Raw genomic sequence first — 24,217 nt, 5'->3', positions numbered from 1 at the left:
TACCGGATGGCTCGGCCTGGCTGCGCTGATCGCATTGATCGGTAGAACTCGCAAGACCCGCCGCATGTCGAAAGGTACTCAGATGTAATTCAGGCTCTATGCTATAAAAAAGCCTCCTGCTAAGTTGAGAATAGCAGGAGGCTTTCAACAGGCAGACCAGATTATTCCACCGTTACACTCTTGGCCAGGTTCCGTGGCTGATCCACATCCGTGCCCTTCAACACAGCGACATGGTAGGACAATAGCTGCAAAGGCACCGTATACACGATAGGTGCCGTGATTTCATGTACCGATGGCAGTTGCATGACCTGAATGCCCGGCTCGGGCTTCACTTCCGCCGCTTTATCAGCAAAGACAAACAGCTCTCCGCCTCTGGCGCGTACTTCTTCGAGGTTGGATTTAAGCTTTTCCACCAAATCATTATTTGGAGCCACAGTCACCACTGGCATTTCACTATCAACAAGAGCCAGAGGCCCATGCTTTAGCTCTCCAGCCGGGTAGGCTTCGGCATGGATGTAGGATATTTCTTTCAGCTTGAGAGCGCCTTCCATCGCAACGGGATACTGTGATCCACGGCCCAGGAACAGGCTGTGGTTCTTATCCATGAACGCCTTCGACATGCTCTCGATGTCACCATCCAGCGCCAGCACGTCGCTCACCTGGCCCGGAACCAGATGGAGAGCCTGCACAATCTCAGCTTCTTTCTCTGCGCTCAGTCCGTTATGACGTGCCAGAGCAAGGCTAAAGATCAGCAGCGCGGTAAGCTGGGTGGTGAAAGCTTTGGTAGAAGCCACTCCAATTTCAGGGCCGGCCTGAGTCATGATGACCAGATCGGACTCCCGCACCAGAGTGCTGCCCGGCACGTTGCAGATGGCTAACGCAGCACGGAAACCGGCTTTCTTGGCCTGACGCAGAGCGGCCAGAGTATCAGCCGTTTCACCAGACTGGGAAATACACAGAAACAGGGTATCCGGTTGAATAACATGTTTGCGGTACCGGAACTCCGAAGCCACTTCAACTGAGCAGGGTACCCCCGCCAGATCTTCAATCCAGTAACGGGCAACCATGCCGGCATGGTAAGACGTGCCGCAGGCGATAATTTGCACGTGACGCACATTTTCCAGCAGCTGACCCGCATCGGTACCCAGCGCTTGTTCCAGCACGCGACTATCAGTGATACGGCCAGTCATAGTGGCTTTAATCACTTTCGGCTGCTCGTAGATTTCTTTCAGCATGTAGTGGCGATACTCGCCTTTATCAGCCGAATCCGTACCGTGTTCAAAACGGGTGATGGTTCGCTCAACAGGACAGCCATCCCGGTCTTCAATCTCGATCTTGTCCTTGCGGATATCGGCGATATCGCCTTCTTCCAGAAACATGAAACGGTCGGTTACTGGCAGCAATGCTAAAGGATCGGATGCAATGAAGCTTTCACCAATGCCAACACCCACAACCAGAGGACTACCTTCACGAGAGACAACCATGTGGTCTGGCTCATCGGCATGCACCACGGCGAGCGCGTAGGCTCCTCGAAGCCGGGTCATCGCGGCTTTTACCGCGCTGTAAAGATTGCCGCCTTCCTGGTAGTTCTTTCCGATCAGATGGGCAACAACTTCAGTATCGGTCTGCGAAGTGAACTCAAAGCCTTCGGCTTTCAGTTCGTCTCGCAGTTCCTGATAGTTTTCGATAATGCCGTTATGAACAATGGCCAGCCGATCGCCGGACATGTGAGGGTGAGCGTTCACCTGGGAGGGTTCACCGTGGGTCGCCCACCGTGTATGAGCAATACCAAGGTGGCCTGCCATCGGGCTCGACTGAATGGCATCGGCTAAAGCAGCGACCTTGCCAACTTCCCGGGCACGCTGCACCCGGGGTTCTGCATTAACAACGGCCATCCCTGCAGAGTCGTAGCCTCGATACTCCAGGCGACGCAGCCCCTCCAGCAGAATACCCTGGACATCCCGTTCAGATACTGCTCCTACAATCCCACACATGCTGTTATCACCTGTTCATTAGTCGGATTTATGCTTTTTTCGGCCGTTCCCAGCCAGAAATATTTCGCTGCTTGCCCCGTGCTACGGCAAGCTCACGTTGAGCGACGTCCCGGGTGATGGTTGAACCTGCGCCAATCGTCGCGTCATCCGCTACGGTTACCGGTGCTACCAGAGAGGTATTCGACCCAACAAACACATCATCACCAAGCACTGTTTTGAACTTGTTTACGCCATCATAGTTACAGGTAATGGTACCTGCACCTATATTCACGTTATGACCAAGTGAAGCATCACCGACATAACTGAGGTGATTAATCTTACTACCCTCACCTACGATGGCTTTTTTGGTTTCCACGAAATTGCCGACTTTAGTGTTCGCGGCCAATTCGGTACCTGGGCGCAAACGGGCAAATGGGCCGATCTGTGCATTAGCGCCAACCACTGCGCCATCTATTACGCTATGGGCTTTGATATCTGCGCCATCAGCAATTGTGGCGTCTTTGATTACGCAGCCTGGACCAATACTGACGTTATTGCCAAGATGGACACGGCCTTCAAACACGACATTTACATCAATCCAGAGATCGTTGCCGATGGTCAATTCGCCGCGCACATCCACCCGCGACGGATCGGCCAGGGTCGCACCATCAGTCATCAGTCGCTGTGCTTGCTGGAGTTGATACCAACGCTCCAGCTCAGCCAGTTGCAGGCGGTTATTTACACCCTGCACTTCAAACGGAGTCCGGGGCTGTGACACAGCAACCGACAGCCCGTGAGCCACTGCCATAGCGATGATGTCCGTCAGGTAGTATTCACCTTGCGCGTTACTGTTGGAGAGTGTCGGTAGCCAGCTCTTCAGGTGTTTAGAAGAAACCGCCAGAATACCGGTGTTCACCTCTGTGATGGCCTGCTGCTCTTCAGAGGCATCTTTTTGTTCAACAATGGCCTGAACCTGACCTTCAGAATTCCTCACAATGCGGCCATAGCCCTGCGGGTTATCCAGATTAACCGTTAACAGCGCAAGGCGTTTGTCATCCAGATCCTTAACCATTGCCTGCAGGGTGTCTTTACCCGTTAACGGTACATCACCATACAGAACCAATACCCGGGCGTTGTCCGGCAGGTCTGGCAAAGCTTGAGCCACAGCGTGACCGGTACCCAGCTGTTCGGTCTGAAGTACCCAGTTTACGCTGCCCTCATCAAGAGAAGCCCTCACCTGGTCTGCACCATGACCGATAACCGTGTGTATCTTTTCCGCGCCCAGTTGCTTGGCCGTCTCAATAACGTGATGCAACATAGGTTTGCCTGCCACCGGGTGCAGAACCTTCGGCAGTGCGGACTTCATCCTTGAACCCTGGCCAGCAGCCAGGATGACAACGTGTAACGGGTTCATGGGGCGATCAACTCCAAATTCATAGGTCAGCGCAAAGTAAAAAACCGCACCCCGATGAACGACTCGTGATTTCCAATAGGAAACCCAAAGCCCGCCACCTGCGGATGCGGTTCACTGTCAGGCCTGTCCGGGCACTGACACAAGCCCTGCTTATCGCAGGTTCTTGCGCAGCTTCTGGATGGTACGCAACTGAGCAGCGGCTTCTGCCAGCTCGGTTGCGGCCCGGGAGTATTCAAACTCGCCTGTTTTGTTTGCCAGTGCCTTCTCGGCTTCCTTCTGGGCTTCCAGAGCTGCAGCTTCGTCTACGTCTTTTGCACGAACTGCAGAGTCGGCCATCAGAGTCACCAGGTTAGGCTGCACTTCCAGATATCCTCCGGAAACGTACAGAATCTCCTCGGTGCCGCCCTGTTTGATGATCCGCACTGCGCCCGGCTTGAGCGCAGACAGCAGCGGAGCATGGCCATACTGGATACCAAGCTCACCCTCGGTACCGGTGGCGACTAACATCTCCACCAGCCCGGAGTATATTTTCTCTTCGGCACTTACGACGTCACAATGTACGGTCATAGCCATTTTTTACGCCTCTTGGGTCAGAAAGTGAAGCAAGGTATTACTTACCTTCCTTCGCCTTCATTGCCTTAGCTTTCTCAATTGCTTCCTCGATGCCGCCGCACATGTAGAACGCCTGCTCTGGCATGTCATCGTAATCGCCGTTAAGAATTCCTTCAAAGCTGGCGATGGTCTCTTTCAGAGACACGTACTTACCGGGGGAACCGGTGAATACTTCAGCAACATGGAAAGGCTGAGACAGGAAACGCTCAATCTTACGGGCGCGGGATACGATCAGCTTGTCGTCTTCTGACAGCTCGTCCATACCCAGGATCGCAATGATGTCTTTCAGTTCTTTGTAACGCTGCAGAACGTTCTGAACACCACGGGCAACGTTGTAGTGTTGCTCACCAATCACCAGCGGATCCAGCTGACGGGAAGTGGAGTCAAGCGGGTCGATCGCAGGGTAAATACCCTTCGAAGCGATGTCACGGCTCAGTACCACAGTCGCGTCGAGGTGCGAGAAGGTGGTGGCTGGAGACGGGTCAGTCAAGTCATCCGCAGGTACGTATACCGCCTGGATAGACGTGATAGAGCCGTTCTTGGTGGACGTAATACGCTCCTGCAACTCACCCATTTCCTGGGCCAGAGTCGGCTGATAACCTACCGCTGAAGGCATACGGCCCAGCAGTGCGGATACTTCAGTACCGGCCAGGGTGTAACGGTAGATGTTGTCCACGAACAACAATACGTCACGACCTTCGTCACGGAACTTTTCAGCCATTGTCAGGCCGGTCAGGGCTACACGCAGACGGTTTCCTGGGGGCTCGTTCATCTGGCCATAAACCATGGCAACTTTATCAAGAACGTTAGACTCCTTCATTTCATAGTAGAAGTCGTTACCTTCACGAGTACGCTCACCAACACCGGCGAATACAGAGAGACCAGAGTGCTCTTTCGCAATGTTGTTGATCAGTTCCATCATGTTTACGGTCTTGCCGACACCGGCACCACCGAACAAACCAACTTTACCACCCTTAGCAAACGGGCAGATCAGGTCGATAACCTTGATACCGGTTTCCAGCAGGTCAGCAGAAGCTGCCTGATCCGCATAACCGGGAGCTTTGCGGTGGATACCCCAACGCTCTTCTTCACCAATGGGGCCCTGTTCGTCGATAGGACGACCCAGAACATCCATAATCCGGCCCAGAGTTTTTGTACCAACAGGTACAGAAATCGGCTTGCCGGTGTTTTCTGCTTTCAGGCCACGTTTAAGGCCTTCAGTGCTGCCCATGGCGATGGTACGAACAATGCCGTCACCCAGCTGCTGCTGGACTTCCAGAGTTGTTTCGCCACCTTCAAGCAGCAGTGCGTCGTAAACGCCTGGCACGGAGTCACGTGGAAATTCCACGTCGATAACCGCGCCAATGATCTGAACGATGTGTCCGCTACTCATGCTCGGTTCCTCGTTATCTAGTAGTCAATAAAACCAGTAGGTTTGTGAGCGCGATCAAACAGATGCTGCGCCGCTCACAATCTCCGAAATCTCTTGTGTGATCGCTGCCTGACGAGCCTTGTTATAGGCCAGCTGGAGTTCATCAATGATGCCTCCGGCATTGTCAGTTGCGCTCTTCATAGCGATCATCCGGGCGGCCTGTTCACAGGCCAGATTCTCTACCACACCCTGATACACCTGGGATTCGATATAACGTGGCATCAACCCGTCAAGAATCGGACGTGAATCCGGCTCGTAGATGTAATCCCACTGGCGACCGATGTCATCATCTGAACCTTCAGGCAGAGGCAACAACTGCTCTGACTTCGGGGTCTGGGTCATGGTGTTGACGAATTCGTTGCTGATCAGGAACAGGCGATCAATCTTGCCGTTCTCGAACGCATCCAACATCACCTTGACGCTACCAATCAGCTGATCCGCACTTGGGTTGTCGCCCATGTGGGTCAGGGCTGCCACCACGTTTCCGCCGTAGCTGCGGAAAAAGGAGGCGGCTTTCTGGCCGATGGCACAGATATCGGTCTCAATACCTTTTTCTTTCCATTCACGCATTTCGCGCACGAGCAGTTTGAACGCGTTAGTGTTCAGACCACCACACAGGCCCCGGTCAGAGGAAACTACAATGTAGCCTACTCGCTTGACCTCACGCTCCTGCATAAACGGATGGCGGTAATCTTTGTTGGACTTGGCAATGTGTCCGATTACCTGACGCATCTTTTCAGCGTATGGACGGGTAGCCCGCATACGATCCTGAGCTTTACGCATTTTACTCGCTGCCACCATTTCCATGGCGGAAGTGATCTTCTGCGTACTCTTGATGCTTCCGATCTGGTTACGTATTTCTTTTCCGATGGCCATAAGTCACTGCCTTTTCAAGTTAGACACTCAAAGGGACCAGCAGGCCCGCGCTTTGCGGGCCCATTGGATTTACCAGCTCTGAGTGGTCTTGAATTTCTCCAAAGCAGCTTTCAGGCCGGCAGCGATGTCGTCATTGAAGTTGCCTTCAGCACCGATCTTATCGAGAAGATCTTTCTGCTCGGACCGCATCCAGTCCAGCAGTTGTGCTTCAAAGTTTACAACTTTGTTGACGTCAACATCGTCAAGGAAGCCTTCGTTTGCTGCGAACAGCGAAGTACCCATTTCAGCCACAGTCATCGGGCTGTACTGGTTCTGCTTCATCAGCTCGGTTACGCGCTGACCGTGCTCCAGCTGCTTACGGGTTGCTTCGTCAAGATCAGAAGCAAACTGGGCGAATGCTGCCAGTTCCCGGTACTGTGCGAGGGCCAGACGAATGTTACCACCAAGCTTTTTCATGATCTTGGTCTGGGCTGCACCACCTACCCGCGATACCGAGATACCAGCGTTCATAGCTGGACGGATACCGGAGTTAAACAGGTTGGTTTCCAGGAAGATCTGACCGTCGGTGATAGAGATCACGTTGGTCGGAACGAATGCAGAAACGTCACCCGCCTGGGTTTCAATGATCGGCAGAGCGGTCAGAGAGCCGGTTTTACCTTTCACTTCACCATTGGTGAACTGCTCAACATAGTCAGCGTTTACGCGGGAAGCGCGCTCAAGCAGACGGGAGTGCAGATAGAAAACGTCACCCGGGTATGCCTCACGACCTGGCGGACGACGAAGCAACAGGGAGATCTGGCGATAAGCAACCGCTTGCTTGGACAGATCATCGTATACGATCAGGGCATCTTCACCGCGGTCGCGGAAGAACTCACCCATTGAGGTACCAGAATACGGAGCCAGGAACTGCATAGCTGCAGGGTCAGCGGCACCAGCGGCAACGATGATGGTGTGATCCATTGCACCGTGCTCTTCCAGCTTACGGACAACCGCGGCAATGGAAGACTGCTTCTGACCAATGGCAACGTAGATACACTTGATGCCAGTGTTCTTCTGGTTGATGATCGCGTCGATCGCTACAGCGGTCTTACCGATCTGACGGTCACCGATGATCAGCTCACGCTGGCCACGACCGATGGGAACCATGGTATCGATGGCTTTCAGGCCAGTCTGAACCGGTTCATCAACGGACTGACGAGCGATAACGCCCGGAGCAACCTTCTCAACAGGGGAGGTCAGGGTGTTACCCAGCTCGCCTTTACCGTCGATCGGGTTACCAAGACCGTCTACTACACGGCCCAGCAGTTCGTTACCAACAGGTACTTCCAGGATACGACCGGTACAACGGACTTTCTGGCCTTCGGCCAGGTCCTGGTACTCGCCCAGAACAACCGCACCAACAGAATCACGCTCAAGGTTCAGCGCCATGCCGTATGTGCCGTTGGCAAATTCAATCATCTCGCCGTACATAACGTCGGCCAGACCGTGAATCAGTACGATACCGTCAGAAACGGAAAGGATCGTACCTTCGTTCTTTGCTTCGGAAGAGATGTCGAGTTTCTCGATTCTCTTCTTGATGATGTCACTGATCTCGGATGGATTCAGTTGCTGCATGCCTTTGTCCTCAAACCTTGTGCTGAAATCAGGAGCCCAGAGCCTTGGCCATTCTGGCCAGCTTGCCACGGACTGAAGCGTCGATAACCAGGTCGCCTGTGCGTACTACCACGCCGCCGATCAGAGACTGATCCACTGCGGTTTCAAGCTCAACCTTGCGCTCCAGCTTTCTGGACAATGCGTCAATCAGTTTCTGTTGTTCGTCGCCAGACAGTTCGAATGCGGTATCGATTGTCAGCTTAACGGATCGTTCAAGATCTGCACGATACAGACCGAACAATGCAGAAACTTCTGGCAACAAGGCCAGACGCTTGTTTTCAGCAAGAATCAACAGGAAGTTTCTGAGTGCTTCAGGCAGCGGCTCTTCAAAACAATCAGCGAAGAGTTCCGCCTTGCGTTGCTCAGACAGGCCAGGGTTGGCCAGGATGTTCTTTACCTCTTCGTCAGCCGCAACCCGGGCTGCGAAAGCCAGTGCCTGATCCCATTGATCAACAGCGTTCTGGTCCTGCGCGGCTCTGAAAACGGCTTTCGCGTAGGGTCGGGCTAACGTAGTTAGTTCTGCCATGATGACCCTCTATTAGAGTTCTGCGGCCAGCTTTTCCAGCATCTCGCTGTGAGCTTTGGCGTCTACAGAGGTTTCCAGAATCTTCTCGGCACCGGCAACAGCCAAGGCTGCTACTTCAGATCTCAGTGCGTCGCGAGCCTGAACACGCTCCTGTTGAATTTCTGCCCTGGCCTGTTCAATAAGCTTTTCGCCTTCTTTGCGAGCGTCTTCCTTAGAGGCTTCGACGATCTGGGCGGCACGCTTGTTGGCCTGGTCAATCAGGGCTGCAGCTTCTTCTTTCGCTGTGCGCAGTTCGTTAGCAGCTTTTTCCTGAGCAAGCTCAAGATCAAGAGATGCACGGTCTGCGGCAGAAAGGCCGTCTGCAATTTTCTTCTGGCGCGCTTCCATGGCTGCCGTAATCGGCGGCCATACATACTTGACGCAGAACCAGACGAAAATAGCGAAGGCAATTGATTGCCCTATCAACGTAAGGTTTATATTCACGGCAATATACCTCTTGCTATTCGTTGCGTCCTGGTTTCCGGAAACAGGGCGCGGTGAAAGGCACCAGCGCCCTCAGTTTTCGGGTAAATTAACCAGCAACAACGAAGATCAGGTACATCGCGATACCAACACCGATCATGGGAACCGCATCAAGCAGACCAGCCATGATGAAGGCTTTAGTTTGCAGCTGGTTAGCCATTTCTGGTTGACGAGCAGTAGACTCGAGCAGCTTGCCACCCAACAGACCAAAACCGATACCGGCGCCCAGGGCACCCAGACCGATAATCAACGCAGCTGCGACAAATACCATTTCCATTGAAGACTCCTCAGTTTTTCAGATAGTTAAGGGTTTGTGTATTAAAGGGTTAATCAGTGTTCTTCATGCGCCGCGCTGAGGTAAACCACAGTCAGCGTTGTAAAAATAAAGGCCTGCAGTGTTATGACCAAAAGGTGGAAGATAGCCCAGGGAACGTTCAGGGTCCACTGAACCCACAGCGGTAGCAATGCGATCAGGATAAAGATAACTTCACCGGCATACATGTTACCGAACAAACGCAGTGCCAGACTGATCGGCTTGATAATCAGCGCCAGTACTTCAAGAATCAGGTTGAACGGGATCATGATCCAGTGATTAAACGGATTCATCGACAGTTCCCGGGTAAAGCCACCAACACCTTTAACCTTGAAGCTGTAAAACAGAATCAGCAGGAAGACGCCAATCGACATACCGAAGGTCGCGTTCGGGTCAGTGGTCGGAACAATCTTGAAGTATTCGAGCCCCATCGCATGGGCGATATATGGAATGTAATCCACCGGAATCAGCTTCAGGGCGTTCATCAGGAAGATCCAGACAAAAATCGTCAGCGCCAGTGGCGCAATCAGCGGGTTTTTGCCAGCAAAGACATCGCGCACAAGACCCTGAATAAACTCAAAAGTCATTTCAACAAGGTTCTGCAGGCCGCCCGGCGTACCGGTAGTTACCCGGCTTGCAGCAAAGCGGAACAGACCCAGGAACAGAAGGCCCATTGCAAGGGACCAACCCATGGTATCCACGTGGATCGCCATGAAGCCCATGTCGGTTGCTTCGGTTGCCGTGGTTGCAAAAGTCCAGCCGGTCTCTTGCATCACAGTTCCGTCAGCTCGTTCATAGCCAGCCGGAAGCTTTCCATAGGTCAGGTTAGTGAGGTGGTGTTTTATATACTCTACTGGGGTATCAGCTGCCATACTGCTCTCGTCCAGTCATCGCTGTGGTCGCGGCCGGATGAGCCAGCGTAACGCCGTACCCATCACAACCATCACAGCAAAAGTGAATAACAGAGCCGGTACATGTACTGGCTCCATTAAAGTGAAAACGGCCGCAAAAAACACTGCGGTAAGGGCAAGCTTGATGCTTTCTGCCCTGAACATGTTACCCACCGCCACATGAACCTGACGGGCGCCCTGATATCGAAAAGTCCGATGGGCAAAATACGCGTTTGGTATGACAAAAATAAGACCGCCGATAAACGCGGAATAACCAGCCAAACGACTTTCGGTAAACCAAAAAAGGCTGAGAATGCTCAGTATTACCATCTCTATGGTGAGCCACTTTGCCAGCGGCACATACGTGATGGCTTTCTTAAAACGGCTCATATCACCTACTGTCATTCCAAGCGCGCGGAATTATATGTGTTAACCGGTAGGTGTTCAACATAACCGGATGGAAAATTCGGACACTTTTTGACCAGAACAACTGAGAAAGAACGTTATCTTCACACAATTTGTGTTCTGCAACCTGTTACACAACCACATCTGGTGTTTCTATCGAAAAACAGGCTTATAGATGATTTCTCTAATTTTTTCAGAGTTAACGGATATGACCCAGAATTCCGTCGAGCTCATCCAGTGAGGTGTACTCGATAACCAGTTTACCCTTTCCCCGCTTGCCATGAGCGATCGATACACGAGCGCCCAACCGATCAGAAAGGTCGTCCTGTAAAGCACGTATATTCGGATCAAGCGCTTTATTCTCAACAACCTCTTCAGCCGGCTTTTCCTGCTGAACACGGCGAACTAATGCTTCGGTCTGCCGGACAGACAAAGACTTGGCAACCACCTGCCTGGCTACCTGCATTTGCTGTTCCGGAGGCAATGTCAGCATGGCACGCCCATGGCCCATCTCCAGATCGCCATGCTCAAGCATGGTCCGAACATCTTCAGTCAGGCCAATCAAGCGTAGAAGATTGGTGATGGTGGTCCGGGATTTACCTACTGCCTCTGCTACCTGAGCCTGGGTAAGGCTGAACTCTTCTTGCAGCCGCTGCAGTGCAAACGCTTCTTCTATGGGATTCAGGTTTTCGCGCTGGATATTTTCAATCAGCGCCATAGCGATGGCGGCTTCATCCGGGACTTCACGGATAATGGCCGGAATACGATCAAGCTCAGCGATCTGCGTAGCCCGCCAGCGCCGTTCACCGGCAATCAGCTCATAGCGGCCATCCGCGACAGGGCGGACAACAACGGGTTGCATTACGCCCTGCTGGCGAATGGAATCAGCCAGCTCCTGCAGCGCCGTCGGATCCATGTCGCGCCTGGGCTGGTAGCGCCCACGCTGAATGAGATCGACCGGTATATCCCGCATTTCTCCGTCGCGACTGGTGGCTTCCTTATCAAGGTTAACCTTGGAGCCCTGCAAGAGAGCCCCTAAACCACGTTCGCCCAAGCCTCGCTTCTTCGCCGCCATGGTAGTTGTCATTCTTCCTGTTGAAATAATGGATGCACGGTTGCCTGACGGCGAACTATGTTACACCGCAACGGCGCCGGATGTCTTTTTTGACCCATGACGGCGCACCATTTCGCCCGCCATCGCCAGATAAGCAATTGCGCCCTTAGACGCCTTATCATAGTTCAGAGCCGGCATGCCGTAACTTGGGGCTTCTGCCAGGCGTACATTGCGTGGAATCACTGCCCGGTAAACTTTGTCGCCAAAATACTCGCGCAGCTGCCCTGATACATCCAGGGTGAGACTGTTACGCGGATCGTACATGGTGCGCAGAATACCTTCTATTTCCAGATCGGGATTTACGGTTTCCTTGATTTGTTCAACGGTATTCATCAAAGCCGCCAAACCTTCCAGTGCGTAGTATTCACACTGCATAGGGATAAGTACCGTGTCTGCTGCAGACAGGGAGTTCACTGTCAGCAAGTTCAGAGACGGCGGACAATCGATCAAAATATAGTCGTATTGGTTCCGAACGCTGTTTAATGCCAGGCGCAGGCGGTGTTCACGACCAATTTCGTTCATCAACTCGACTTCAGCGGCGGTCAGATCGCCATTACCGGGTAACAAATCAAAGCCGGCCGGGTCCGTTTTTACAATAATCTCTTCTGCTGATGCACGCTTGGTAAGCAGATCGTAACCGGATAACTCCAAAGCGTTTTTATCCACGCCACTGCCCATCGTGGCGTTGCCCTGCGGATCCATGTCAACCAACAACACCCTGCGCTTTATGGCCACCAGCGACGCAGCAAGGTTGACGCAGGTGGTGGTTTTACCCACACCGCCTTTCTGATTGGTCACTGCAATCACGCGCGTCATGCTTTGCCTCCTGCTGTTGCGGGTTACCGGGATGATTCTTTGTGCCGGGCGATGATAAGCAGATGTCGCTCTCCATCGGCACCGGGCACATTCAGGGAATGACTGGATTCTACCTGCCAGGCGGCAGGAAGGGCAGCCACTTCATCATCCGGGTACTGACCTTTCATGGCAAGGAACTCACCGTCTTCCGCCAACAGTTGCTCACACCAGGTCACCAGATTTGCCAGTGCGGTGAAAGCCCGGCTACTGATCTGGCTGTATGGCTGCTTTGGCTGGCAGTCTTCAGCACGGCCGTGGATAACCTCTACGTTTTTCAATCCGAGCTCCAGCACGCACTGGTTCAGGAAACGGGTTTTCTTGCCGTTACTGTCCAGCAGGGTGAAACGCTTGTAGGGAAATACGATGGCTAATGGAATCCCCGGCATGCCACCACCAGCCCCTACGTCCAGCAAGTGGTCTGTGGTAACCCACGGCATAATGCTCAGGCTGTCCAGTAACTGACGCGACACCATCACCCGCTCATCACGAACGGCGGTCAGGTTGTAAGCCTTGTTCCATTTATTCAGCAGAGCCAGAAAAGCCAGCAACTGTTGTTGCTGGCTTTCGCTCAGAGAAAGCTTCATGTTGTCCAGCCCGTCACGGAGCTGGCCCGGCCATTGTGGATAAATCATAGGCTTGAATCAGGCGCTTTGTTTACGGATAAGGTCCCGCTTTTTCAGATGAACGAGTATCTGGCTGATGGCCGCCGGCGTCACACCCTGGATGCGGGATGCCTGAGCTACGGTTTCCGGACGCACAGCTTGCAGTTTTTGCTTGATCTCATTAGACAAGCCGCCAATTACTTCGTAATCCAGATCTGCCGGTAGCCGGGTATTTTCATTTTTGCGCAGCCGCTCGATTTCGTCCGCCTGGCGGGAAATATAGCCTTCGTACTTGATCTCGATCTCTACCTGTTCCGCAACCACTGGATCTTCAGCAAGGCAATCACCAATTTCAGCAATGTGCTGGTAGACAATTTCCGGGCGGCGCAACAATTCAGCCAGCGATTGATCGCGGGTCATGGGCTGTTTGAGGTAACCGTTTGCCCGCTCACCAGCTTCGGTGTTCGGGTGAATGCGGGTTTGCTCCAGACGGCGGCGCTCATTGGTGATCGCTTCGCTCTTCTCACTGAACTTCTGCCAGCGGTCGTCATCCACCAAGCCAAGTTTGCGGCCGATTTCAGTCAAACGCAGGTCAGCGTTGTCTTCCCGAAGGATCAACCGGTATTCCGCGCGACTGGTGAACATGCGGTAAGGCTCATTGGTGCCCATGGTGATCAGGTCATCAACCAGCACGCCCAGATATGCTTCATCCCGGCGCGGATACCACTCGTCTTTATCTTGTGCCCGTAATGCCGCATTAATACCAGCAAGCAGACCCTGGGCGCCAGCTTCTTCATAACCGGTCGTACCATTGATCTGGCCCGCGAAGTACAAGCCCTGGATAAATTTGGTTTCCAGAGTATGGCGCAGGTCTTGCGGGTTCAGGTAGTCGTATTCGATAGCATAGCCAGGGCGCAGTATATGGGCATTCTCGAACCCGGGAATCGATCGCACCGCTGCCAGCTGAATATCAAACGGCAAACTGGTGGATATGCCGTTCGGGTAAAGCTCGTGAGTGGTCAGGCCTTCCGGTTCGACAAAAATCTGGTGTGAGTCCTTGTCCGCAAAACGATTGACCTTGTCTTCAATAGACGGGCAATAACGCGGGCCCACACCTTCAATGTTACCGGCAAACATCGGAGAGCGATCAAACCCGCTGCGGATGATGTCGTGGGTTTCTTCGGTGGTGCGGGTTACGTAGCAACAGATTTGCTCAGGATGCTCGTCACGACTGCCAATAAATGACATCACCGGCGTCGGGTCGTCGCCCCACTGCTTTTGCATTACGGAAAAATCAACGGTTCTGGCATCAATACGCGGTGGGGTGCCGGTTTTCAGACGGCCAACGTTGAAGGGCAGTTCGCGTAACCTCTTTGCCAAAGCATTGGCCGGCGCATCACCGGCACGTCCACCCGCATGGTTCTGCATACCAATGTGGATAACACCACCCAGGAAGGTTCCGGTGGTCAGCACCACAGTTTTGGCGTTAAAGCGGATGCCAGTCTGGGTGACGACACCCACCACCTGTTCGTTTTCCACAATCAGGTCATCTGCCGCCTGCTGGAACAGTGTCAGGTTAGGTTGGTTTTCCAGGGTGTAGCGAATCGCGGCTTTGTACAAAATCCGGTCTGCCTGAGCACGTGTTGCACGCACTGCCGGGCCCTTACGTGCGTTCAATACCCGGAACTGGATACCGGCTTTGTCTGTGGCTCTCGCCATGACGCCGCCCAGAGCGTCGATTTCTTTAACCAGATGGCTTTTTCCGATGCCGCCAATGGCCGGGTTACAGGACATCTGACCCAGGGTTTCAATGTTGTGGGTCAGCAGCAGGGTTTGCGACCCCATACGTGCCGCCGCTAGTGCGGCTTCAGTACCGGCATGGCCACCACCAATGACAATGACATCGAAACGGGTCGGAAACTCCACACTGCACCTCAAAAATCGGGGGATAAAAACAGGGCGGCGAGTATAACTCCTCGCCAGGGAAATTGCAGTCAGAATGTGCAATTTTTAACCAGATTATGAGTGATCAGAGAATATTGGTGTGACATAACCCTTCTGAAGCGACATAAACATGGATTTTTTTCTTCTATGTAAAAACCGAAACCGTCGGATTTTCAGTGGCTTGAAGATAGCTTCTAACAATCTTTTAAAGATTTTATCCACAGAAAAAAGGAACAAAAAAACACCTTTAAAAACCACCCATCTTATTGATTTTAAATAAGTTATAGCAATCTATCCAAAAACCATCCCAAAGTTATCACATAAGTTATCCACAAACACACCCTGTCAGAAAAACAAGAGCTGACAGGGCGGAGCCTCAGAGAGCTACTCGTTTACATCCACGGGCCCGCCTGACAAGCGCTCTAACTCTTTTTCCACCGCATTAGACGACTTGGCAAACCGGGCCAGCAGGTTGTAAAGCACAGGAATGATGAACAAAGTCAAAGTGGTCGCAAAAATCAGCCCGCCCAGAATCACCACACCAATGGCCGCCCGGCTTTCGGCACCAGCTCCTGTCGCTATCACCAGAGGCACTGCACCAAATACCGTAGATATGGTGGTCATCAGTACCGGCCGGAAGCGCAGAAGCGAGCCTTCAAGAATTGCATCCCGTACTTCGTACCCCTGATCCCGTAGCTGGTTGGCAAATTCGACGATCAAAATCCCGTTTTTCGCCATTAAACCGAGAAGCATGATGATGCCTATCTCACTGTATATATTCAGGCTGATGCCCGACCATGCCAAAGCCATCAAAGCGCCAGTAACCGCCAGCGGTACCGACAACATGATAATCAACGGATGAATCCAGCTTTCAAACTGAGCGGCCAGCACCAGAAACACAATCACGAAAGCCAGCGCAAAGGTGATAAAAATAGCCGATGACGAATCCTGAAACTCCCGGGACAAGCCTTTGAAAGTAACCCTCGCTTCCGGAGGAAGGTTATCCACAGCCAAGGTATTCAGATAATCCAGCGCCGTTCCCAGGTCATAACCATCCGCCAGCGATGCACTGATTACCACAGCCGGCAGCCTGTCTATCCGGCGAAGATCCGGGTTAGCACCAATTTCATCCACAGATACCAGCGCTTTCAGGGGAATCAGTTCTCCCCCTTCTCTGGACCGTAAGAAGATCTGTTCAAGATCTTCCGGGGTCGCACGATTGGCATCGTCGGCCTGCACAATGACATCGTATTCCTGGCCGCGGTCCATATAGGTCGTTACTTGCCGTGAAGCCAGCATGGTCTGCAGCGTCAGGCCCACATCCTGTACGGTGATGTCCAGGTCGGCGGCCCGGTCACGGTCAATATTCACCCGCAGTTCGGGCCGGGTCAGCTCGAAATCAGTATCCACATTCAGCAGATTTGGGTTTTCCTTCGCCCGTTCCAGAATTTCCTCACTCCAGGCCTGCACAGACTCGTAATCCGGCCCCGCCACCACAAATTCCACCGGCTGATTGAAGCCGCGCTGACCAAGTCCCGGAGGGTTGATCACGTTGATTCGAACACCGGAAATATCCGAAATCTTGTCTCGTATTTCAGACGTCACCTGTTGCTGTTTGATACTGCGCTGATCCCAGGGTGCTAACCCCAGAATCATGAACGCGCTGTCTTCTTCGCCGCGGAAACCCACTATCGCCATCAATCGTTCGGCTATGCCTGAATCCAGATACTCAAGCAACTCCTGCTCAGCTTGCCGGACAAAGTGGTCCGTGTACTCCACCGTTGAGCCCCGGGGTGCCGTTGCCGGCATGATAATGACACCCCTGTCTTCCGTGGGCGCCAATTCCTGGGGCAGGCTCGGGTAAATAACCCCCGCAATAATCACCCCGGCCACTCCAATACCCAACAACAAACCAGACTGGTTCAGTGAGAACCTCAGTGCCTTTTCATAACCGTTAGTCAGGCCATTCAGCACCCCCTCACTGAACGCCCATAGCCGGTGCCCTTCTGCACTTTCCGGACTATGCTTCAGCCATTTAGAACACAGCATGGGCGCCAGAGTCAGCGCCACCAGACTGGATACAATGACCGCCGCAGCCAGAGTAAAGCCAAACTCCGCAAATAACCGGCCTATGTTGCCGCCCATGAACGAAATGGGCACAAATACAGCCACCAGGGTCAGGGTGGTCGCAATAACCGCAAACGCCACCTGTTTGGCCCCCAGATAGGCCGCCAGCAGCGGTGGTTCACCGTCATCAATCCGCCGCTGGATGTTTTCCAGCATCACGATGGCATCATCCACAACCAGGCCAATGGCAAGAATGATGGCCAGCAGGGTAAGGACGTTGATAGAAAAACCGAGGAAACCCAGGCCAATAAAGGCACCGATAACAGCAACCGGAATGGTCACCGCAGGAATCAGCGTGGCCCGCCAGGAACGCAGAAACAGGAAGATCACCAGAATAACCAATGACACGGAGATCGCCAGTGTAGTCAAAACTTCCTTTATCGAAGCCCTGATAAAAATGGATTCATCATAACTTTCAGTGATCGACACTTCCGGCGGCAGAGTTTTCCGAATGGTTGCCAGCTCGGCTTTCACCGCATCAGATACCGCGACGGTATTGGCCTTGGACTGGCGAATAATACCCATGCCAATGGCTGTTGTACCACTGGCCCTGAGCCGATCGACATCAGACTCCACGCCCATTTGTACGTTGGCCACCTCACCCAGACGCAGCAGATCATTGCCATCACGGCGCACCACCAGATTACGGAATTCTTCCACCGACGACAGTCGTCCTTCGGCTCTGACAGTAAAATTCCGGGTGGACGACTCAACCGACCCTGCGGGTAATTCCACGTTATTGGCGCGCAGCGCCTGTTCCACTTCAGCAACGGTAATATTGCGCGCAGCCAGTCTTTCCCGGTCGAGCCATACCCTTATGGCATACCGGCGTTCCCCGCCAATACGCACATCGGCCACGCCATCGAGCACCGAAAGGCGGTCACTCAATACCCGGTCAGCAAAATCGCTAAGCTCGGCACTGTCCCAGACATCACTGGTGAGCGTTACCCACATCATAGGTCTGGCATCAGAATCGGCTTTTCGTACCACCGGGGGATCTGCTTCATCCGGCAAGCGGTTCAGTATTCGGGAAACTGCGTCCCGTACATCGTTGGCGGCAACTTCGATATCCCGGGAGGTGTTGAATTCAATGGTGGTGCGGGACTCGCCCTGTTCGGTTGAAGATTCAATGGTACGTATGCCTTCAACACCACTGATACTACCTTCAATCACCTGAGTGATCTGGCTATCCACCACTTCTGCCGCAGCACCGGTATAGTCGGTGGAAACAGACACAATAGGCGGATCAATATCCGGATATTCTCTCACCGGCAGGCCAAACAACGCCGATAACCCGAACACCACAATCATCAGACTGAGAACGGTGGCAAAAACCGGCCGTTTTATTGAAATATCTGACAACACCATGAATCAGGACTCCTGATCAGGTGCGAACCTGTTTTCTGGTATCGATCGATCCGACTCAATCACCCGGATTCGGTTACCCGAGCTCAACCGGTCCTGACCGGTAACCACAACTGCATCCTCCAGATTCAAACCTTCCGTTACTTCCACCAGCCCGGGCATACGATTTCCAATCTGAACGGACACCCGGCGTGCTATTCCGTCTTCTGCTACAAACACATATTTTTCATCGCCCCGGACCATCACAGCCTGCTCAGGCACCACCAAACCTTCCCGTTCCTGCAACGTCAGGGAAGCAGACATGAATTGCCCCGGGCGCAACAGGCCATCCGTATTGTCAATCAATGCCCGCACCGCCAGTGTCCGGCTTAACTCGTTGATCCGGGTGGCGAGTTCCATCAGGTGACCTTCAAAAACCCGGCCCGGAAAGGCCGGTGAAGTCGCCAGCACCGGCTGACCAACCTGTACCTCCCCGACAAACCGCTCAGGTACCGAAAAATTCAGTTCAAGCTGATCGGTGGAGTCCAGGGTTGTAATACTGGTTCCACTCTCAAGAAAGGCGCCAATGCTGATTTCAGACAGGCCAACCACACCGGCAAACGGCGCTTCAATATGGTGTTTTTCCAACCGGACTCTGGCCGCTTCACGCTGAGCCAGCGTAACATCAACCATGGTTCGGAGTTCATCAACCTGAGACTGGGACACGCTGTTATTCGCCCGCAAACTCTTGGCCCTTTCGTACTGACGACGGGCATCCGATAACTGAGCGTCCAAGACGGCTACATCGGCACGCGCCAGCCGATCATCCAGACGAAGCAGAACATCACCTTGCTGAACCCGCCTGCCAGGCTCCAGATTGATGTCAACGACCCGGCCACTGACTTCGGTCATCAGCTCGACAGAATCAACCGCCCGCAGGTTGGCAACCGCAGAGACCTGATCTCTGATCTGGCGCAATTCCGGTACGGTGATGTTGACCGACGTCGGCTGAGGTTGCGCCTTCTGCCCATCAACAATAGGGTCCTGGTTCAAGTACACACCAGCTCCAACCACCACCATTGCGATTACTACCAGCCCAACCAGCCACTGCTTCCACATGAATTTCAACAACCTGTGCGTTATTTGCTTTGCGGGTCAGACCCCGCCCCACCATTAACAATATAAGACTCAACCACCCTAAACCACTGACCTTTTATTGAATAAGACTATTTTGCATGACTTTTACACTCCAGACATCGTCATTTCAGCCAGTTGTCCAATCTGACAGCCCGCCAAGGGGTTTCTGTCAATGGCAGCCAGCGGGGAATGCCGTACAACTGCATGCACTCGGGCTTACGGGCCCTATGGACTCTCATTACAATCGGAAGGATTGGTTATGCCTGTGTACAAAGCGCCCTTGCGGGACATTAAGTTTCTGCTGAATGATGTGTTTGACTACCCACGCCACTACCAAAGTCTGGCCTCTGGCGAACAGGCTACGCCAGACATTGTTGAAGCCATCCTGAACGAATGTGCACGGTTCAGTGAAGAAGTGCTCAGCCCTCTGTACCAAAGTGGTGATGAAGAAGGCTGCAAGCTGAAAGATGGAGAGGTTACCACGCCAAAAGGCTTCAAAGATGCCTACAACCAGTATGTGATGGCCGGCTGGCAAGGCCTGTCTGCACCCGAAGAATTTGGTGGCCAGGGCTTACCTGCCTCTATGGGGTTGTTCAAGCAAGAAATGATGGGCACAGCCAACTGGCCATTCGCGATGTATCCCGGCCTCTCCCTTGGAGCGATGAACACCATTTTCGTGCACGGCAGCGAGGAACAAAAGCAAACCTTCCTGATCCCGCTGACAGAAGGACGCTGGGGCGGCACTATGTGCCTGACGGAGCCTCAGTGCGGCACGGATCTGGGCCAGGTAAAAACCAAAGCAGAACCTCAACCGGATGGCACCTACAAAATCACTGGTACCAAAATTTTTATTTCGTCCGGTGAGCACGATCTGACAGACAACATTATCCACATCGTTCTTGCCCGGCTTCCAGGCGCCCCCAGCGGCACTCGTGGCATCAGTCTGTTTATCGTACCCAAATTTCTGCCAACAGAAGACGGTGGTGTGGGCGAACGCAATGGCGTGAGCTGCGGCAGCCTGGAAAAGAAAATGGGCATTAAGGCTTCCGCCACCTGCGTAATGAACTTCGATGATGCCACCGGTTACCTGATTGGCCCGGAAAACGAAGGTCTTGAGTGCATGTTCACCTTTATGAACACCGCACGAATCGGTACCGCGATTCAAGGTGTTGGCCCGGCAGAATTGTCTTATCAGTGGGCCTTGGAATACGCCAAAGAACGCCGTTCCATGCGCGCTCTGTCTGGTAAAAAAGAACCTGAACAGGTGGCTGACAGCCTGATTCACCACGCCGATGTACGCCGCATGCTACTGACCCAGAAAGCCATTGCAGAAGGCGGCCGGGCCATGCTGTTTTACGCCGCCAAACTGGCTGATCACATGGTGGAAGCGCACACGGCTAACGATACGGAAAAGGTGGAAAAGTACGACGACAAGCTGGGCTTTCTGACACCGATTCTGAAAGGCTTCCTGACCGAACTGGGCAATGAAGCCGCAAACCTGGGCGTACAGGTGTTTGGTGGCCACGGTTACATCCGTGAACACGGCATGGAACAGATTGTTCGTGATACCCGGATTGCTACCCTGTATGAAGGCACCACTGGTATTCAGGCGCTGGACCTTTTAGGCCGTAAGGTCCTGTTAACAACTCAGGGTGGCGCAGTACGTGAGTTCACTCTGAAGGTTGCGAACTTTGCCCGCAAACACCTGACCAACAAAAAGCTTCGCCCTATGGCCATTGAGCTGCTGAAGCTGACGGCCCAATGGAACATGTTAACCGTGCGAGTGATGTTGGCTGCCCGCAAAGACCGGGATGTGGTCAGTGCAGCCGCCTACGACTTCCTGATGTATAGCGGGTATGTGTCTATGGCGTATATGTGGCTACGCCAATCGGCTGTAGCTGCTGACAAACTGGAAAATGGAGGCAGTGAATCCGAAGCCTTCTATCAGACTAAACTCAACACAGCGGAGTTCTATTACGAACGCCTGCTGCCCCGGGCGCAAACCCATGCCACCAGCATGCTGAGCCCAACACGAAACCTGATGCAGATAAACGCCGACAATCTGGCCTTTACCGGGTAATTCCCGGTAGACTTTGTCCCGGGTAGGCATCTACCCGGGACTTTTTTATCCTGATGTCTTCACCTCAGGCCAGTTACCGTTAAATCAGAAGTCTACAGTGGCAGACAGCCACAGGCGACGCCCCTCTTCAACGGCTCCACCAGCGGCCATGCCGCGGTTCACATAGATGTATTCAGAAGCCCAGTCGGTAACCTCATTACCACCATCATCTACGTAGCTGTATTGACCGCCTTTCAGGAAGTCTTTATCAAACAGGTTGTAGATAGTAGCTGTAAGCTTCACATTTTCACTGGCCTGATAAGAGCCACCCAAGTGGAACAGCGCATAGTCACTCAGATCACCGAGTTGCTGATAAACCGCGGCTTCTTCAGCTGTCAGGTTTTCCTGAAGGGTAACATAACGGGTCCGTTCACCACGGTATTCACCCGATAGCCACAGATCCAGTTGGGACGTAGCCTGCCAATTCAGGCGTGCCTGCAGTACATGTTCCGGGGTATTGGTCAGTGGCGCACCTTTGTTTTCACCACTTTTCTGTTCGGTATCAGTATAGGTGTAACTGCTCCGCAGGCTCCAGTCCGGCGCAAATGTCCAGTTAGACGCCAGTTCAACCCCTCGGGTTTCCGCCTTGCCGATGTTATCCAGCTGATCGTAAATACCATCCGGGATCAGAGAATCACCTGTGATAGTGATGGGCGTTCCATCATCAATTTTGTCACTGAAACGGGTATAAAAGACGGTTGCATTGGCTTTGAAACCATTCAGGTTATCAAAGTAAGCACCCACCTCGTAGTTGGTGCTTTTTTCCGGCTCCAGATCTGGCGTACCGATTGTCATAATGGTGCCCTGCCCGGTAACGCCATTTATACCGTCGTGCAGGTCATTGATATCTGGGGTTTTATAGCCTTTACTCACACCACCTTTCAGCGTCCAGTTGGCACTGGAATTCCACACCAGGTAAGCCCGGGGCGTAAAGTGACCGGAGAAGGCATCGTGATCTTCATAACGGCCACCCAGCGTTAACGCCAGATCGTCTCTCAGATACCACTCATCTTCTGCAAAAATGGCCCAGGAGTTTTGTTCAAAGGTGGTGTCGGCAATGCCGTCGGTCAGTTCGGTATCCCGGTACTGAGCTCCCAGAGTCACAATATGGTTATCCGTAACGGGTGTAACCAATTTGGTGTCGAAGATTGTATCTTTAGATTCCAGCTCCCGGTCATCTCCACCAACCAAAGCCTGATAGGGCGCATCATAAGCCGAGCCGATCGTGCCGGGCAGAGTACGACCTTCGGTTTCGGTAACGTTATAGCTCAGATCATTGCTCCAGGTACCAAAACCGAGTTCACTGGAGTGGCCCAGTACTACCTGTTCCCGGTTGAAACGCAATTCGTCGGCATAACCATTGGCCAGGCCTGGATCATCTTCACAGCTACGGTCTTTACCATCCAGAGTACCCAGTTGGCAGGCATCATTGTTATAAACCTGCTTACCCTGCTCTGCATCCAGATAGAATTCGTGTCCTTGTGCCGGCACGAACGTCAGCCGCGCACCCACGGTATGGTTTCGGCCATCAACCGGTGCAACACCCCGCTTCGGTGCTTCAGACCCGTCTTCAAAATCAAGATCCGCCGCTTCACGGTCGAATACGCTGCCTCGAACACTCAGGCCAAGGACATTTTCAATCAACGGGCCGCTGGTATAGAAACTGGCTTTCCCGTTATCTCCAAAATCTCTGTTTTCCTGAAAGGTGTGTTCCAGGGTCACTGAGCCAACCCATTCATCGGACACTTTCTTAGTGATGATATTAACCACGCCGCCAATTGCATCAGAACCATAAAGCGTAGACATGGGGCCCCGAATGACTTCGATACGCTCAATGGCCGACAGTGGTGGCATGAAACTGGTCGAGGTATCACCAAAACCATTCGGCGTGACATCTCCCGGAGGATTCTGGCGCCGGCCGTCAATCAGGATCAGAGTATATTCACTCGGCAGGCCACGGATACTGATGCTCAGTCCGCCGGTCTTACCCGTGTTCTGGCGTATATCCACGCCTTCTATAGTATCCAAAGCTTCCGCCAGGTTAGAAAACTGACTCTGTTGCAGGTTTTGCTGGTTCAGCACACTGATGCTGGCTGGAGCGTCCGTCACTTTCTGCTCGAAACCAGAAGCGGATACCACCAGCTCATCCAGTTCCATTGGTTGGGCTGCCACCTGAAGGGTATAGCCGGAAGATAACAGCGCTACCGATGTCGCCAGTATTGAAGACCTGAACTGCATGAGCCACTCCTTGAATGTTAAGAATCAAAACAAAGAGCGAATGATAATGATTTGTATTAACTAAATACAACCCTTTTGTTATTTTTTGGTTATTCACAGACAGGAAAGATTGGGAAAACGC

General features: G+C 52.9%; 19 protein-coding genes. 1 reads left to right on the top strand and 18 read right to left on the bottom strand.

Going from position 1 to position 24,217, the window contains the following annotated elements; all coding sequences use genetic code 11:
- Positions 1-161: 161 nt before the first annotated feature.
- From glmS to ABYA77_RS05820, 17 genes are all read right to left on the bottom strand, one after another.
- The gene (gene glmS, locus ABYA77_RS05900; RefSeq protein WP_372965026.1) at positions 162-1,994 is read right to left on the bottom strand and encodes a glutamine--fructose-6-phosphate transaminase (isomerizing); all 1,833 of its coding nucleotides are present in this window, start codon (positions 1,992-1,994) and stop codon (positions 162-164) included.
- Between the two features lie 28 nt (positions 1,995-2,022).
- Positions 2,023-3,387, bottom strand: coding sequence for a bifunctional UDP-N-acetylglucosamine diphosphorylase/glucosamine-1-phosphate N-acetyltransferase GlmU (gene glmU / locus ABYA77_RS05895; RefSeq protein ID WP_372965025.1), 1,365 nt, complete (start codon positions 3,385-3,387; stop codon positions 2,023-2,025).
- A 150-nt stretch (positions 3,388-3,537) separates the two neighbouring features.
- A complete protein-coding gene (locus ABYA77_RS05890; RefSeq protein WP_372965024.1) occupies positions 3,538-3,960 on the bottom strand; it encodes a F0F1 ATP synthase subunit epsilon in 423 nt (140 codons plus the stop codon).
- 37 nt (positions 3,961-3,997) lie between these two features.
- Positions 3,998-5,392, bottom strand: coding sequence for a F0F1 ATP synthase subunit beta (atpD, locus tag ABYA77_RS05885; RefSeq protein ID WP_372965023.1), 1,395 nt, complete (start codon positions 5,390-5,392; stop codon positions 3,998-4,000).
- A 54-nt stretch (positions 5,393-5,446) separates the two neighbouring features.
- Positions 5,447-6,307, bottom strand: a complete 861-nt coding sequence (atpG, locus tag ABYA77_RS05880; RefSeq protein WP_372965022.1) for a F0F1 ATP synthase subunit gamma — start codon at positions 6,305-6,307, stop codon at positions 5,447-5,449.
- A 69-nt stretch (positions 6,308-6,376) separates the two neighbouring features.
- A complete protein-coding gene (gene atpA / locus ABYA77_RS05875) occupies positions 6,377-7,921 on the bottom strand; it encodes a F0F1 ATP synthase subunit alpha (RefSeq protein WP_372965021.1) in 1,545 nt (514 codons plus the stop codon).
- 28 nt (positions 7,922-7,949) lie between these two features.
- Positions 7,950-8,486, bottom strand: coding sequence for a F0F1 ATP synthase subunit delta (locus ABYA77_RS05870; RefSeq protein WP_372965020.1), 537 nt, complete (start codon positions 8,484-8,486; stop codon positions 7,950-7,952).
- Between the two features lie 12 nt (positions 8,487-8,498).
- Positions 8,499-8,969, bottom strand: coding sequence for a F0F1 ATP synthase subunit B (locus ABYA77_RS05865; protein WP_372965019.1), 471 nt, complete (start codon positions 8,967-8,969; stop codon positions 8,499-8,501).
- An 88-nt stretch (positions 8,970-9,057) separates the two neighbouring features.
- Positions 9,058-9,285: a F0F1 ATP synthase subunit C gene (gene atpE, locus ABYA77_RS05860; RefSeq protein WP_372965018.1), complete on the bottom strand. Its 228-nt coding sequence runs from the start codon at positions 9,283-9,285 to the stop codon at positions 9,058-9,060.
- A gap of 53 nt (positions 9,286-9,338) precedes the next feature.
- Entirely contained in the window at positions 9,339-10,193 is an 855-nt protein-coding gene (gene atpB, locus ABYA77_RS05855) for a F0F1 ATP synthase subunit A (protein WP_372965017.1), read from the bottom strand.
- Positions 10,194-10,208: 15 nt separating this feature from the next.
- Positions 10,209-10,601 carry an ATP synthase subunit I gene (locus tag ABYA77_RS05850; protein WP_372965016.1) on the bottom strand — a complete coding sequence of 131 codons (393 nt, stop codon included), beginning with the start codon at positions 10,599-10,601 and terminating at the stop codon, positions 10,209-10,211.
- Positions 10,602-10,815: 214 nt separating this feature from the next.
- A complete protein-coding gene (locus ABYA77_RS05845) occupies positions 10,816-11,691 on the bottom strand; it encodes a ParB/RepB/Spo0J family partition protein (RefSeq protein WP_372965015.1) in 876 nt (291 codons plus the stop codon).
- Positions 11,692-11,751: 60 nt separating this feature from the next.
- Positions 11,752-12,546, bottom strand: a complete 795-nt coding sequence (locus tag ABYA77_RS05840; protein ID WP_372965014.1) for a ParA family protein — start codon at positions 12,544-12,546, stop codon at positions 11,752-11,754.
- 23 nt (positions 12,547-12,569) lie between these two features.
- Positions 12,570-13,217 carry a 16S rRNA (guanine(527)-N(7))-methyltransferase RsmG gene (gene rsmG, locus ABYA77_RS05835; protein ID WP_372965013.1) on the bottom strand — a complete coding sequence of 216 codons (648 nt, stop codon included), beginning with the start codon at positions 13,215-13,217 and terminating at the stop codon, positions 12,570-12,572.
- A gap of 9 nt (positions 13,218-13,226) precedes the next feature.
- Complete coding sequence (gene mnmG, locus ABYA77_RS05830) at positions 13,227-15,113, bottom strand: tRNA uridine-5-carboxymethylaminomethyl(34) synthesis enzyme MnmG (protein ID WP_372965012.1); 1,887 nt, start codon at positions 15,111-15,113, stop codon at positions 13,227-13,229.
- A 402-nt stretch (positions 15,114-15,515) separates the two neighbouring features.
- Positions 15,516-18,626, bottom strand: a complete 3,111-nt coding sequence (locus ABYA77_RS05825; protein ID WP_372965011.1) for an efflux RND transporter permease subunit — start codon at positions 18,624-18,626, stop codon at positions 15,516-15,518.
- Between the two features lie 3 nt (positions 18,627-18,629).
- On the bottom strand, positions 18,630-19,721 hold the full coding sequence (locus ABYA77_RS05820; RefSeq protein WP_372965010.1) for an efflux RND transporter periplasmic adaptor subunit: 1,092 nt from the start codon (positions 19,719-19,721) through the stop codon (positions 18,630-18,632).
- Between the two features lie 277 nt (positions 19,722-19,998).
- Between ABYA77_RS05820 and ABYA77_RS05815 the strand changes: the two genes are divergently transcribed.
- A complete protein-coding gene (locus ABYA77_RS05815) occupies positions 19,999-21,819 on the top strand; it encodes an acyl-CoA dehydrogenase C-terminal domain-containing protein (protein WP_372965009.1) in 1,821 nt (606 codons plus the stop codon).
- A gap of 84 nt (positions 21,820-21,903) precedes the next feature.
- Here ABYA77_RS05815 and ABYA77_RS05810 read toward each other — a convergent pair whose 3' ends face one another.
- Positions 21,904-24,096 (bottom strand): TonB-dependent receptor domain-containing protein, encoded by a 2,193-nt coding sequence (locus tag ABYA77_RS05810; RefSeq protein WP_372965008.1) that lies wholly within the window; start codon positions 24,094-24,096, stop codon positions 21,904-21,906.
- Between the last annotated feature and the right edge of the window lie 121 nt (positions 24,097-24,217).

Origin of the sequence: Marinobacter sp. (genome assembly GCF_041595835.1) — a bacterium.
Lineage (GTDB): Bacteria > Pseudomonadota > Gammaproteobacteria > Pseudomonadales > Oleiphilaceae > Marinobacter.
This window is presented reverse-complemented; position numbering and strand designations above follow the sequence as displayed.

Coding starts and splice junctions, on each gene's coding strand:
- glmS (WP_372965026.1), bottom strand. CDS start 1,994: ATGTGTGGGATTGTAGGAGCAGTATCTGAACGGGATGTCCAGGGTATT.
- glmU (WP_372965025.1), bottom strand. CDS start 3,387: ATGAACCCGTTACACGTTGTCATCCTGGCTGCTGGCCAGGGTTCAAGG.
- ABYA77_RS05890 (WP_372965024.1), bottom strand. CDS start 3,960: ATGGCTATGACCGTACATTGTGACGTCGTAAGTGCCGAAGAGAAAATA.
- atpD (WP_372965023.1), bottom strand. CDS start 5,392: ATGAGTAGCGGACACATCGTTCAGATCATTGGCGCGGTTATCGACGTG.
- atpG (WP_372965022.1), bottom strand. CDS start 6,307: ATGGCCATCGGAAAAGAAATACGTAACCAGATCGGAAGCATCAAGAGT.
- atpA (WP_372965021.1), bottom strand. CDS start 7,921: ATGCAGCAACTGAATCCATCCGAGATCAGTGACATCATCAAGAAGAGA.
- ABYA77_RS05870 (WP_372965020.1), bottom strand. CDS start 8,486: ATGGCAGAACTAACTACGTTAGCCCGACCCTACGCGAAAGCCGTTTTC.
- atpE (WP_372965018.1), bottom strand. CDS start 9,285: ATGGAAATGGTATTTGTCGCAGCTGCGTTGATTATCGGTCTGGGTGCC.
- atpB (WP_372965017.1), bottom strand. CDS start 10,193: ATGGCAGCTGATACCCCAGTAGAGTATATAAAACACCACCTCACTAAC.
- ABYA77_RS05850 (WP_372965016.1), bottom strand. CDS start 10,601: ATGAGCCGTTTTAAGAAAGCCATCACGTATGTGCCGCTGGCAAAGTGG.
- ABYA77_RS05845 (WP_372965015.1), bottom strand. CDS start 11,691: ATGGCGGCGAAGAAGCGAGGCTTGGGCGAACGTGGTTTAGGGGCTCTC.
- ABYA77_RS05840 (WP_372965014.1), bottom strand. CDS start 12,546: ATGACGCGCGTGATTGCAGTGACCAATCAGAAAGGCGGTGTGGGTAAA.
- rsmG (WP_372965013.1), bottom strand. CDS start 13,217: ATGATTTATCCACAATGGCCGGGCCAGCTCCGTGACGGGCTGGACAAC.
- ABYA77_RS05825 (WP_372965011.1), bottom strand. CDS start 18,626: ATGGTGTTGTCAGATATTTCAATAAAACGGCCGGTTTTTGCCACCGTT.
- ABYA77_RS05820 (WP_372965010.1), bottom strand. CDS start 19,721: ATGTGGAAGCAGTGGCTGGTTGGGCTGGTAGTAATCGCAATGGTGGTG.
- ABYA77_RS05815 (WP_372965009.1), top strand. CDS start 19,999: ATGCCTGTGTACAAAGCGCCCTTGCGGGACATTAAGTTTCTGCTGAAT.
- ABYA77_RS05810 (WP_372965008.1), bottom strand. CDS start 24,096: ATGCAGTTCAGGTCTTCAATACTGGCGACATCGGTAGCGCTGTTATCT.